Origin of the sequence: Arsenicicoccus dermatophilus (assembly GCF_022568795.1) — a bacterium.
Taxonomy (GTDB): domain Bacteria; phylum Actinomycetota; class Actinomycetes; order Actinomycetales; family Dermatophilaceae; genus Arsenicicoccus; species Arsenicicoccus dermatophilus.
Genome location: NZ_JAKZHU010000001.1, coordinates 2,722,249 through 2,734,568 on the forward strand (window position 1 = coordinate 2,722,249; position 12,320 = coordinate 2,734,568).

Here is a 12,320-nt window from a genome sequence, read left to right on the forward strand (position 1 = left end):
CGCTCAGCGCTTGACGGCGCGGTGCAGCGCGACGATGCCGCCCGCGAGGTTGCGCCACTGCACCTCGCGCCACCCGGCCGCCTGGACCTGGGTGGCCAGGCCGCGCTGGTCGGGCCAGGCCTGGATGGACTCGGCCAGGTAGACATAGGACTCGGGGTTGCTCGACAGCCGCCGCGCCACCGTCGGCAGCGCCCCCATGAGGTACTGCACGTAGACGCGGCGGAAGGCGGCGTTGGTCGGGTGGCTGAACTCGCTGACGACCAGTCGGCCGCCCGGGCGCGTCACCCGCAGGAACTCGGCCAGCGCCCGCTCGTGGTCGACGACGTTGCGCAGGCCGTAGGACATGGTGACCACGTCGAAGGTGCCGTCCGCGAAGGGCAGGCGGGTCGCGTCGGCGGCGGTGAAGGACAGATCGGCGCGCCGCTGCTTGCCCACCCGCAGCATCCCGAGGGAGAAGTCGGCGGGGACCACGCGGGCGCCCGCCGCGGCGAAGGGCTCGCTGCTGGTGCCGGTGCCGGCGGCGATGTCGAGGATCGTCATACCCTCGCCGGCCGCCACGGCCTCGTTGACCGCGCGACGCCACAGCCGGACCTGGCCCAGGCTCAGCACGTCGTTCATCAGGTCGTAGCGGCCGGCCGTCTGGTCGAACATCGCGGCGACCTCGTGCGGCTGCTTGGACAGGGAGGCTCGGCTCATGGCCGTCATCCTCCCACGCACGACGGCGCGCCGGCCGCCGCCTGGCCCGGTGCTAGCCTGAGCCCGCCCCAGCCCCGACCCGCGAGGACGCCCAGCCACATGACCGAGCCCCTGCGCATCGTTTCCTTGTCCACCGAGGGCCTGGACCAGGGGGTGGCCGCCCGTTCCGGGAGCTTCCTCCAGCTGTCCTCCTGGGCGGCGCTCAAGACCGAGTGGCAGGGCGAGCGGATCGCCTGGCTGGACGGCAACGACCACGTGCAGGGGGTCGGCCTGATCCTGCACCGCCGGCTGCCCAAGGTCGGTCGCTCCCTGGCCTACCTGCCCGAGGGCCCGGTCCTGCCGTGGGACGAGGTGGCCGCCGACCCCGAGCGCTGGCTGGCCCCGCTCGTCGAGCACGCCCGCCGCGCGGGCGCCTTCACGCTGCGCGTCGGCATCCCGGCCACCGCCCGGTCCTGGGAGCCCGGCACCGTCAAGGCCGCGCTGGCCGACGAGTCCCAGACCTCGCTCTACGACGTCCCGGCCGACCGACACGACCCCCACGGGGAGCGGATCGTGTCCTGGCTGGCCAACCACGGCTGGCGCCGCGCCGACGTCGGCCCCGGCTTCGCCGCCGGCCAGCCGCGCCTCACCGCGGGGCTGCCGCTCGTCGGCCAGACCGAGGAGGCCCTGCTCAAGGGCATGAACCAGCAGTGGCGCCGCAACATCAAGGCCGCCACCAAGGCCGGCGTGCAGGTCCGCCTGGCCACCCCGGAGACGCTGCGCGAGGACATCTCGGCGTTCCACCGGGTGTATGTCGAGACGGCCGCGCGCGACGGCTTCACCCCGCGCCCGGAGTCCTACTTCCACCGCATGGCCGATCTGATGGGCGAGCCCGGCTCCCCCGCCCGCTTCGAGCTGGCGCTGGGCGAGCTGGACGGCGAGCTGCTCGCCGCCACCATCAACATCACCGTGGCCGACCACTGCTGGTACCTCTACGGCGCGTCGACCACGGCCCGCCGCGAGGCCCGCGCCATGAACGGCACCCAGTGGTTCGGCATCCGCCGGGCGCTGGAGGAGGGCTGCACGGTCTACGACATGCGCGGCATCACGGACGAGATCGCCGAGGGCAACCCGCACGCCGGGCTGGTGCGCTTCAAGATCTCCGTCGGCTGCGACGTCCACGAGCGCGTGGGCGAGTGGGACCTGCCGATCAACAAGGTGCTGCACAAGGCCTTCCAGATCTACCTGGAGCGACGCGGATGACCTTCTCCCTGGTGATCGACCTGCCCCGGTGGCAGGCGCACGTCGACGCCTACCTCGCCGAGCGGCCCTGGGTCGTGCCGGTGGTCAAGGGCGACGGCTACGGCATCGGCGCGCAGCGCGTGCTGGAGCAGTGCCGCCGGGTGGGCGCCCCGATCGTCGCCGCCGGGACCCCCGAGGAGGCCCGTGAGGCACTCGTGGCTCTGCCGGGCGCCGACGTGCTCGTGCTCTTCCCGACCATCGCCGGTCGTGCCCTGGACGACGACCCGCGGCTGGTCCACACCGTGGCCGCCGAGGACACGCTCGCCGAGATCCGGGGCACCGGGCGGAGGTTCGTGGTCGAGGTGGACTCCCCCATGGGGCGCCACGGGATCCCGTGGACGCGCCTGCCGGGCCTGGTCGACGCCCTGCGCGACGACCGCTGCGCCGGACTCGCGGTGCACAACCCGCCCTTCGGGGACCGGGTCGGCTTCGTCTCCTCCCTGCTGGCGCGGCTGGGCGAGCTGGGTGTCACGGTGCCGCGGCTCTTCGCCTCCCACCTGTCCACCGGCGAGGTCGGGCAGCTCGCCGCAGTCGCCGGCGACACCCGCATCCTGGTCCGCACGGGCACCGACCTGTGGCTCGGCGACCCCGAGGCGCTGCGGGCCTACGGCGAGGTCCTGGACGTGCACCCGATCGCGGCGGGCCGCCGGATCGGCTACTCCCAGCGCGCCGTCCGCAAGGACACCTGGCTCGCCGTCGTCTCGGGCGGCACCGCGCACGGCGTCGGCATCGAGACCGCCCGTCCCCGGATGACCCCGCAGCTCGCGGCCCGCAAGGCCGCCCGGGTCGTCCTGTCCCAGGTGGGCGGCGCCCCCTCGCCCTTCCGCCTCGGTGGCCGCCGGCTCACCTACCTCGACGTCCCGCACATGCAGGTGTCCATGGTCGCCGTGCCCGAGGGTGCGGTGCACCCGGGCGACCGCCTGCCGTGCGACATGCGCATCACCGTCACCCGCTTCGACGCGGTCGAGGTGCTCGGCGAGGGCACCACCCGGTGACCGACCCCGCCAGGCCGTCCACCACGCGGGCGGGCGATGCCGTCCCGCAGCTGCAGGTCCGCACCATGCGCCTCGCGGACCCGGGCGACCTGGTCGCGCTGCTCCCCCCGGACCTGGCGGCCACCGAGCTGTGCACCTGGGTGCGCCGCGGCGAGGGCATCGTGGGCTGGGGTCGCGCGGCGGTGGTCGTCACCGCCGGGGAGCGTCGGTTCGCCGACGCCGAGGCCTGGTGGCGCGAGCTGGCGGCCGCGGCCGAGGTCGAGGACGACGTGCGGGTGCCCGGCACCGGGCTGGTGGGCTTCGGCTCGATGGCCTACTCCCCCCGATCGGCGAGCGGCGGCACCCTCGTGGTCCCCGCCGTCGTGGTGGGCCGCCGGGGCCAGGACACGTGGGTGACCACCGTCGGCGTCGCGGGCACCGAGGCGACGACCCACGAGGAGCCGGCGGCGCGCGTGACGGCATACCCCCCGGCCCTGACCCCGCAGGGGCTGACCTTCGGCGACGGCTCGCTGTCCCCCGCGCAGTGGATGGGCGCGGTCGCCACCGCCGTCGATCAGATCACCGCCGGCCGGCTGGACAAGTGCGTCCTCGCCCGGGACCTGCGTGCCCGGGCGACCGCGCCGATCGACGTGCGCCACGTCCTGGCCCGCCTGGCCGAGGGCTACCCCAACACCTGGACGTTCAGCGTGGACGGGCTCGTGGGCGCCACCCCGGAGATGCTCGTGCGGCTCTCCCGGGGCCTGGTCACCTCGCGGGTCCTCGCCGGGACCAGCCCCCGCACCGGCGAGGACGAGCGGGACCTGTCGCTGGCCGGCTCCCTGGCCCGGTCGCGCAAGGACCTGGAGGAGCACGAGTACGCCGTGCGCTCGGTCGTCGACCGGCTCGCCCCGCACTGCGACGAGATCAACGTCCCCGAGACGCCCTTCGTGCTGCACCTGCCCAACGTCATGCACCTGGCGACCGACGTCGCGGGCGTGCTCTCCTCCGCCTCGACCTCGCTGTCGCTGGCCGAGGCCCTGCACCCCTCGGCGGCCGTCTGCGGCACGCCCCGCGAGGTGGCCGACGCCCTGATCACCGAGCTCGAGCACATGGATCGCGGGCGGTATGCCGGGCCCGTCGGCTGGCTGTCCGCCGACGGCGACGGCGAGTGGGGCATCGCGCTGCGCTCCGGCGCGGTGTCGACGCAGGATCCCTGCGAGATCACCGTGCACGCCGGCTGCGGGATCGTCGCCGGGTCCGACCCGGCCGCCGAGCTGGCGGAGACCGACGCCAAGCTCGTGCCCATGCGCGACGCCCTCGGCGGCTGAGGCACCCCGGCCCGGCTGCCCCGGTCCCCGACCCCCGTCCCCAGGGTCACGGCAGGCCCAGGACCGGGGAGCCACACCCAGGTCGACCGGTCCAGGTCGGCACGCGCGGGGCCAGGCTCAGGTGGGCGGGCTCCGGGCGTCCGGGCGTCCGGCTCACGTCGCCGCGCCGGACCGGCCTCAGGCACCCGCCCCCACCCGGCGGGCCACCTCGACCCGCAGCGCCTCCCCCTCCTCGCGCACCCGGCCGCGGTCGGCCGTGATCTCCACGACCCGCAGGCCCGCAGGGTCCCGGTCCAGAGCGACCCGCAGCGCCGTCATGGTGGTCACCCGCTCGTGGGGCACCCCGTGCGCGGCGCACAGCGCCCCCAGGTCGGTCCCGGTGGGGGTGGCGAAGACCCGCTCGAACTCCCGGTCCCGCTCGGGAGCGCCATACTCCAGCGTCGCGAAGATGGCGCCGCCGTCGTCGTTGGTGACCACGATCGTCAGGTCCGGGCGCGGCTCCGCCGGGCCGATCAGCAGCCCGCCCGCGTCGTGCAGGAAGGTCAGGTCGCCCAGCAGCGCCATGACCGGCCGGCCCAGGCCCAGCGCGAGGCCGACGGCGGTGGACACGCACCCGTCGATCCCGGCGAGCCCGCGCGAGCCCAGCACGCACAGGTCTGTCCCCAGGTCACCGGTGGCTGCTCGGTCCACGTCCCGCGCCGACTGGGAGGAGCCGACGAAGACCACCCCCGGGGCCGCCTCCCCGGCGGCTTCGTCATCGGCGGCGTCCTCCTCGACCGGGCGGCCAGCTCGACGGGCCCGGGCCGCCGCTGCCCCGAGCACCGCGCTCGCGATCGCCGGCCCGCTCACCTCGTCGGCGGGCCACAGCGGCTCCGCCGCGAGCGCCGCCCCCGCCTCCTGCCAGGCGCGCAGCCAGGCGTGGTCGACGTCGGTCCGGGGGCCGGCAGGGTCGCGCCGGGACTCGTCCGGGTCTGCGGAGGGCCTGACGCGACCCGTCCGGGAGTCGTCGGGGTCCGACGAGGGATCGTGCAGGCCTGCCGCGGACGCCGTGGGGTGGGTGGCGGCCAGCGCACCCCAGGGGTGGACCCGGGCGACGCGGGCGCCGGGGTCCGGCCAGTCGGGCAGCGGGGTCACGCACTCGACCAGGTCCACCCGTCGCAGCAGCGCCGCGACGTCGCGGGTCAGGGTGAGCCGCCCCACGACGACCACCCGGTCCGGCAGGTGCTCGTCGAGCCAGCCCGTCGCGGTGAGCAGCAGGGGCCCGTGCGGGACCACGGCGGCGCGGTCGTAGGCCCCGAAGGGCTCGGCGACGACGGGCCAGCCCATCGCCCGGGCCAGCTCGACGGCCTCCGCCGCGAGCCCCGGCTCGGGGAGGTCGCCGAGCACGACGACGGTCCGCGGGACCGGGGCCAGGCCGACCGCGGAGGTGGTGGGCGAGGGGCGGACCTGCGTCCACGGCTCCCCGCCGGGTCGGCCGTGGAGCGGCTCGGGCCAGTCCTCGCCCCGACCCGGCAGGTCGGGCAGCAGCGGGTCGCGCAGGCACACGTCGACGTGGACCGGGCCCGCCCACCCGGACAGCGCCCCCGTCGCAGCCGCGCAGGCGCGGGCGACCACGCTGCGCCATCCGGTCTGCTGACCGGCCCGGCGGTCGGGGGCCGGGAGGGCGTGCTGCCAGCGCACCGCCTCGCCGAAGATCCCCGGCTGCACGGTGGTCTGGTTGGCGCCGGTCCGCTGCAGCTCGGCCGGCCGGTCGGCGGAGAGCACGAGCAGGGGGATGCCGGCGTGGTGGGCCTCCAGGACCGCGGGGTGCAGGTTGGCCACGGCCGTGCCCGAGGTGGTGACGACCGGCACGACCCGCCGCGTGCCCTTGGCCAGACCCAGTGCGAGGAAGGCGCCGGAGCGCTCGTCGACCCGCACGTGCAGCCGCAGCCGCCCCGCCCGGTCGGCGTCCTGCAGGGCGTAGGCGAGCGGTGCCGAGCGAGACCCGGGGCACAGCACCGCCTCGCGGACCCCCTGGCGGACCAGCTCGTCGACCAGGACCTCGGCCAGCGCCTGGGAAGGATTCATCGGGTCATCGTCGCATCCAGCCGGGCGTGGGCGACGGCGATGCGCTCGCGCCACCAGGCCTGACGGTCGGCGGGTGCGGCGTGGCGTTCGAGCAGGTCCGGGTCGGCGACGACCGGACGCACGCCGAGGACCCCGCCGCGGGGCACGAGCGGCTCGGAGGTCACGTCGCCGGCGAGGAGGTTGACCGTCCCCAGACCGCAGGCGTGGTCGAGCCGGGGCAGCGCCGCCGCCAGCGCCACCCCTGCCCGGATCCCGACCGAGGTGTCCAGCGCCGAGGAGACGACCGCGGGCAGGCCGCAGGCGTCGACGACCTCCAGGGCGCGTCGCACCCCGCCGAGCGGGGCGGCCTTGACCACGACCACGTCGGCCGCCTCGAGCTCGCGCACCCGCAGCGGGTCCTCGGCCTTGCGGATGGACTCGTCGGCCGCGACGGGCACGTCGACTCCGGCACGGGCGAGGGCGACCCGCAGCCGGGCGAGGTCCTCGACGGCGGCGCAGGGCTGCTCGGCATACTCCAGGTCGTGGGGCGAGAGCGCCGTCAGCGCGCGCACCGCGTCGTCGAGCGACCAGCCGCCGTTGGCGTCGACCCGCACCCGCGCGGCGGGGCCCAGCAGCCGCCGGACCTCGGCCACCCGGGCCAGGTCCGCGGCCAGGTCCTGGCCTCGCTCGGCGACCTTGACCTTGGCCGTGGTGCAGCCGTCGAAGCGCGCGAGCACCCCCGCGACGTCGGCCGCGGCGACCGCGGGCACGGTGGCGTTGACGGGCACCCGGTCGCGCACCGGCTCCGGCGGGCCGAGCCAGCCTGCCTCCACGGTGGCCGCCAGCCAGCGGGCGGCCTCGTCCGGCGGGTACTCCAGGAAGGGCGCCCACTCCCCCCACCCGTACGGGCCCTCGACCAGCACGGCCTCACGGTGTGTCACCCCGCGGAAGCGGGTGTGCAGGGGGATGGTGAGCACAGACATCCGCGCCAGCAGCTCGTCCAGGGTGGGCAGGGGCATCGGCATACCGCCATCATCGCCCCGCGCCACCGGCCCGGACGGAAAGGACCGCCGTGGTCTTCCTCATCGTGCTCATCGTGCTCACCTCGGTCGCGACGTACGGCGCGCTGCGCCCCAACGACCTGTGGTTCCAGCACTACTCCGGCAAGGTGGCCCGGGCCCGCACCGCCCACCCCGGTGACGGGGAGTGGGAGCACCGCCGCCTGGTCTACCTGGTCACCGCCGTCGTCTGCGGGGTGCTCACGCTGCTCAGCCTGTGGGCGGTGTGGCACGGGGCCACGGCGCCCGACCCCCGGCAGGGCTGAGCGGTGGTCAGCGCCCCGGACGGACGGGCGGGTTGCCGAGCAGCACCACGTCCGGGTCGGACAGCGCCACGGTCACCCGGTCCCCGAAGTGCGGTCGCATCGGCGGCAGCCCCGAGGTCGGCCACCAGCGGGCCTCGTGGTTCTCGTCGTCGCCCACCGCGGGCTCCCCGGACACCCAGCGCATCCGGAAGGTGTGGTCGACGTACTGCGCCTGGTCGCCGTTGACGTGGGTCACCGGCTCCGTGGTGGACACCCACACCAGGCGCTCGACCTCGGCCACCACCGAGGTCTCCTCGAGGACCTCGCGCACGGCGCTCTCGTGGACCTCCTGCCCCGGCTCGGTGATGCCGGTGACCGGGCTCCACTCGTCGGTGTCGGCGCGGCGGACGAGCAGCACCTCCTCGGTGGGGCCCGTGCCGCGCAGCACCACGGCCGTGGCCCCGATGAGCCACAGGGGGGCGTGCCTGACATGACGGCGCAGCTCGACGACGAACTCGGGGATCGGCATGCGGCCAGCGTATGTCGACGGCCGCGGCGCGCGCCCTCTCCTGCGGCGTCGCGGCTATCCTCGGGCCGGTGAGCGCTCTTCCGCACATCAGCGAGACCTTCGACCCCGCCCGGTGGCACGAGGTGCCCGGCTTCGGGTTCACCGACATCACCTATCACCGGGCGAACGGCGAGGGGCCGAGCTCGGGGTGGTCCGGATCGCCTTCGACCGGCCCGAGGTGCTCAACGCCTTCCGCCCGCATACGGTCGACGAGCTCTACACCGCCCTCGACCATGCGCGCCGCACCCCCGACGTGGGCGTGGTGCTGCTGACGGGCAACGGACCGCACCCGACCCCGGGGAAGTCGGCGCAGACCCAGGGCTGGGCCTTCTGCACAGGCGGGGACCAGCGGATCCGGGGTCGCTCGGGCTACCAGTACGCCAAGGACGCCACCGGAGACGTGTCCGCCGACGGGGTCGACGAGCTGCGGGCCAGGGCCGAGGGGGGACGGCTGCACATCCTCGAGGTGCAGCGACTCATCCGCACCATGCCCAAGGTCGTCATCTGCCTGGTCAACGGCTGGGCGGCGGGCGGAGGTCACTCGCTGCACGTGGTCTGCGACCTGACGATGGCGTCGCGGGAGCATGCCCGCTTCAAGCAGACCGACGCCGACGTGGGCTCCTTCGACGGGGGCTACGGCTCGGCCTACCTCGCCCGCATGGTGGGGCAGAAGTTCGCCCGGGAGATCTTCTTCCTCGGCCGGACCTACACGGCCGAGGACATGCACCGCATGGGTGCCGTCAACATCGTGAGCGACCACGCCGAGCTCGAGGCCGAGGCGCTGCAGGTCGCGCGCGAGATCATGGGCAAGTCACCGCAGGCCCAGCGGATGCTCAAGTTCGCCTTCAACCTCGTGGACGACGGACTCATGGGGCAACAGGTCTTCGCGGGCGAGGCGACCCGCCTGGCCTACATGACCGACGAGGCGGTCGAGGGCCGGGACCAGTTCCTGGAGAAGCGTGACCCCGACTGGTCGCCGTATCCCTGGTACTTCTGAGGCGTCCGGCTCCCACCAGCCGCCGCCCCCGTTCGGGTGTCGTCGCCACTCTGAGTGAGAGAGTGCGGTCGCCACAGCCGTCAATACCGCCAGAAGAGTGTGGATTTCGGGACGGGACGTCACCATCCCGCCTTTTCAGACACGCGCGCCAGGGCATATGGTCGGGGCACGACGTCAGCAGCGGGTCACTCACTCGCCCAGGCGTCGTCGCACCCGGTCCCCCAAGCTCCACGAACGGTCCTCATGCGCTACTCCCCTCGCCATCGCACCATCACGCGCACGACGCGTGTCGTGTCGCCGCCCACGATCGCCGCCGCCACGCTCGTCGCCGGCGCGACCACGGCTGCCGCCTCCCAGCTCACGGAGTCCGCCCCGACCGTCTCCGCCGGCCACTCCATCCAGGCATCGCAGCCGATGCGAGACCGAGCACTGGCCGGAGCCCGTGCCTCGCGATCGACGACTCGCTCGGCGCGCGTCACCAGCGCCGCCCGCCTGGCCCAGCTGATGCGTCCCGTCACCGTGCCCCAGGCCTTGCTCAGCAGCCGCCAGGTCGACAGCGCCGCCACCCGGGCCGCCAAGAGCGAGCTCACCTCGGCACGCGCCACCTACGACCGCACCCGGGCCGCTCTCCTCACCGCGCGGGCCGAGGCCGAGCGCGCCGAGGCGGAGTGGGCCAAGGTCGCCGGTGACCACACCAGTCCCAGCCTCGAGGAGGCCCGCAAGGGCCTGACCGCGGTCGCACGCGAGGCCATGACCCATGGTGCCTCCGGCGTCGCCGCGAGCGTCGCGGGCCCCGCCCTGGAGGGGCAGAAGGCCACGTCGGCGGCCTACCAGGCCCGCCTCGCCGCCGAGAAGCGGCTGCGCGCCGCGGCCGACGCGCACGCCGCCTCGGTCAAGTCCCTCACCACCCTGCGCGACCAGGCCCAGCGGCTCGACGCGGCGGACACCCGTCGTGGCCTGGCCGAGGGGATCCTCGTGCGTCTCAAGGACGGTCGCGCCGTCCCCACCATCAAGGTGGGCACCCCGGTCGTGGGCAACGGCTGGTCCGTGACCCCCAAGGTGAGCGCCTGGATCGGTGAGGCGCTGGACGAGCTCTACCGCTCCGGCCACCCCCGCGGCCCCCACGACGCCGAGGACCTGGCGATCGTCATCTTCAACGAGTCCGGGGGCGACCCGGGCAGCGTCAACACCTGGGACACCAATGCCGCCGCGGGCATTCCCTCCTTCGGCCTGATGCAGACCATCGGCCCCACCTTCGAGGCCCACGCGCTCCCCACGCGCCGCGACCCCAAGGACCCGGTGGCCCAGATCTGCGCCGGTGCCCGCTACGGCACCGCGCGCTACGGCAGCCTCTCGGACATCCCCGGTGTCAAGAGCCTGCGCTCCGGCGGCCCCTACCGCCCCTACTGACCGCGGCGGCCCGCGCCTGCCATCCCCCTCGCGCGCGGGCCGCTGCCCCTACCTCCTCGGTGGCTGCACCGCAACACCTAGGCTGAGCCCATGGGACGCGTAGACCGCCTGCGGGCCAACCTCACCGGGGCGGCCCGGATGGCCGCACATCTGGCCACCGGGCCGATCCACAGCCAGGAACGCCGCTCCTGGGGTGCGACCCCCGAGGAGACCGAGGCCTTCCTGCCCGGTGACGAGCTGATCCGTGACGTCGACTGGCGCTCCACCCGCGCGGTGACCGTCTGGGCCCCTGCAGAACGAGTGTGGCCCTGGCTGGCCCAGCTGGGCCGCGGTCGGGCCGGGTTCTACAGCTACGACCTCCTCGAGCAGCTCGCCGGGAGCCTGGACACGTCGGTGGCCCGGATCGTGCCCGAGCTCCAGGACATCCGCACGGGTGACCAGGTGCGGCTGCACCCCCAGCTTCCCCCGCTCGTGGTGGCCCGCCTCCAGCCCGGCGCCCACCTGGTCCTCGCCGGTATGCCGGGGAAGACGGACCTGCTGCCCAGCACGGTGTGGTCCTATCACCTGCACCCCCTCTCGCAGGGGCGCACCCGACTGATCGAGCGCAATGCCTACGCCCACGGGGACGGGCTCGTCGAGCGGCTCACCGGCGGCCCCTACGTCATCGAGCCGGTGAGCTTCGTCATGAGTCGGGAGATGCTGCTGACGATCAAGCGTCTCGCCGAGCAGCCGCAGCACGCGCAGGCCTAGGACCAGCCCGCAGCGACGGCCGACCGGTGCACGGGACGGAGCACGGCGCGGCCGGCGGGCCGGACGGGGCCGCCGAGCGCGGCCCCGTCGCCGGCTCAGGACCTGCGGATCACCTTGTGCGGTGCTGCCTGCGCCTGCGGCTTGAGCACCAGGCGGTCGACGTTGACGTGGGCGGGTCGCGTCGCGATCCAGGCGATGGCGTCGGCGACGTCCTCGGCGACCAGCGGCTCCTCGACGCCCTCGTAGACCTTGTCCGCGGCGGCCTGGTCCCCGCCCAGCCGGACGAGGGAGAACTCCTCGGTGTGCACCATGCCCGGGTCGATCTCGCAGACGCGCACCCCGTCGCCCACCGCCTCGAGCCGCAGCGTCTCGGCGATCACGGTCTCGGCGTGCTTGGCCGCGCAGTAGCCCGCACCGCCCTCGTAGACCCCGAGGCCGGCGATGGACGACACGAAGACCACCATCCCGCCCTTGACCTGGCGCAGCGCGGGCAGCAGCGCCTGGGTGACCTGCAGGGCGCCGATCACGTTGGACTCGTACATCGTCCGCCACTTGTCGACCACGGCGTCGGCGACCGTCTCGGTCCCGAGCGCGCCACCTGCGTTGTTGACGAGCAGGTCGAGCCGGTCGCCCACCTCGGCGGTCAGGCGGGCGACGTCGGCCGGGTCGCTCACGTCGCAGGTGACCGCCCGGCCACCGATCTCGGCGGCGAGCGCCTCGATGCGGTCGGTGCGGCGGGCGGCGCAGATCACCTGGTAGCCCTCGTCGGCGAGGCGGCGGGCGGTGGCGGCGCCGATCCCGCTGGAGGCTCCGGTGACGACGGCGAGGCGAGGAGTCTGGGTCATGCGACCCATTGTCGCGCCGCCCCGTCCGGGCGCGCACGCGCCCCCGCCCGCGACCCGGCCGCGGCTCGCCGCAGCCCACCCGTGGCAGCCGGGCCCTCGACCGGCTCCCTGGCTATCGTGCG

11 protein-coding genes and 1 pseudogene are annotated in these 12,320 nt (G+C 74.9%); 7 read left to right on the top strand and 5 right to left on the bottom strand.

Annotation, left to right across the window (positions count from 1 at the left end):
• Window positions 1-3 precede the first annotated feature (3 nt).
• Window positions 4-696, bottom strand: a complete 693-nt coding sequence (locus MM438_RS12605) for a demethylmenaquinone methyltransferase (protein WP_241452943.1) — start codon at window positions 694-696, stop codon at window positions 4-6.
• A 99-nt stretch (window positions 697-795) separates the two neighbouring features.
• Between MM438_RS12605 and MM438_RS12610 the strand changes: the two genes are divergently transcribed.
• The 3 genes from MM438_RS12610 to MM438_RS12620 are packed head-to-tail and all read left to right on the top strand — an operon-like array spanning window position 796 to window position 4,279.
• A complete protein-coding gene (locus MM438_RS12610) occupies window positions 796-1,938 on the top strand; it encodes a lipid II:glycine glycyltransferase FemX (protein ID WP_241452945.1) in 1,143 nt (380 codons plus the stop codon).
• A complete protein-coding gene (locus tag MM438_RS12615) occupies window positions 1,935-2,972 on the top strand; it encodes an alanine racemase (protein WP_241452947.1) in 1,038 nt (345 codons plus the stop codon). Before MM438_RS12610 ends, MM438_RS12615 begins: the two co-directional genes overlap by 4 nt.
• Window positions 2,969-4,279 carry an isochorismate synthase gene (locus MM438_RS12620; protein WP_407568186.1) on the top strand — a complete coding sequence of 437 codons (1,311 nt, stop codon included), beginning with the start codon at window positions 2,969-2,971 and terminating at the stop codon, window positions 4,277-4,279. The genes MM438_RS12615 and MM438_RS12620 overlap by 4 nt, the downstream gene beginning before the upstream one ends.
• Before the next feature lie 177 nt (window positions 4,280-4,456).
• Here the strand turns inward: MM438_RS12620 and menD are convergent, their stop codons facing one another.
• Window positions 4,457-6,346, bottom strand: coding sequence for a 2-succinyl-5-enolpyruvyl-6-hydroxy-3-cyclohexene-1-carboxylic-acid synthase (menD, locus tag MM438_RS12625; protein ID WP_241452948.1), 1,890 nt, complete (start codon window positions 6,344-6,346; stop codon window positions 4,457-4,459).
• Window positions 6,343-7,344: an o-succinylbenzoate synthase gene (locus tag MM438_RS12630; RefSeq protein WP_407568318.1), complete on the bottom strand. Its 1,002-nt coding sequence runs from the start codon at window positions 7,342-7,344 to the stop codon at window positions 6,343-6,345. The genes menD and MM438_RS12630 overlap by 4 nt, the downstream gene beginning before the upstream one ends.
• A gap of 53 nt (window positions 7,345-7,397) precedes the next feature.
• Here MM438_RS12630 and MM438_RS12635 point away from each other — a divergent pair, with 53 nt between their 5' ends.
• Window positions 7,398-7,649 carry a hypothetical protein gene (locus tag MM438_RS12635; RefSeq protein WP_241452950.1) on the top strand — a complete coding sequence of 84 codons (252 nt, stop codon included), beginning with the start codon at window positions 7,398-7,400 and terminating at the stop codon, window positions 7,647-7,649.
• Between the two features lie 7 nt (window positions 7,650-7,656).
• Here the strand turns inward: MM438_RS12635 and MM438_RS12640 are convergent, their stop codons facing one another.
• Window positions 7,657-8,157, bottom strand: a complete 501-nt coding sequence (locus tag MM438_RS12640; RefSeq protein WP_241452952.1) for an NUDIX hydrolase — start codon at window positions 8,155-8,157, stop codon at window positions 7,657-7,659.
• A gap of 11 nt (window positions 8,158-8,168) precedes the next feature.
• Here MM438_RS12640 and MM438_RS12645 point away from each other — a divergent pair.
• The 3 genes and pseudogenes from MM438_RS12645 (at window position 8,169) to MM438_RS12655 (ending at window position 11,353) form a co-directional block, all read left to right on the top strand.
• A pseudogene (locus MM438_RS12645) lies at window positions 8,169-9,193 on the top strand (1,4-dihydroxy-2-naphthoyl-CoA synthase).
• A 291-nt stretch (window positions 9,194-9,484) separates the two neighbouring features.
• Window positions 9,485-10,603: a transglycosylase SLT domain-containing protein gene (locus MM438_RS16805; RefSeq protein ID WP_241452957.1), complete on the top strand. Its 1,119-nt coding sequence runs from the start codon at window positions 9,485-9,487 to the stop codon at window positions 10,601-10,603.
• A 90-nt stretch (window positions 10,604-10,693) separates the two neighbouring features.
• Complete coding sequence (locus MM438_RS12655; RefSeq protein ID WP_241452961.1) at window positions 10,694-11,353, top strand: SRPBCC family protein; 660 nt, start codon at window positions 10,694-10,696, stop codon at window positions 11,351-11,353.
• A gap of 95 nt (window positions 11,354-11,448) precedes the next feature.
• On the opposite strand, the gene MM438_RS12660 is transcribed toward MM438_RS12655, so the two are convergent.
• Window positions 11,449-12,198, bottom strand: a complete 750-nt coding sequence (locus MM438_RS12660; protein WP_241452962.1) for an SDR family oxidoreductase — start codon at window positions 12,196-12,198, stop codon at window positions 11,449-11,451.
• Between the last annotated feature and the right edge of the window lie 122 nt (window positions 12,199-12,320).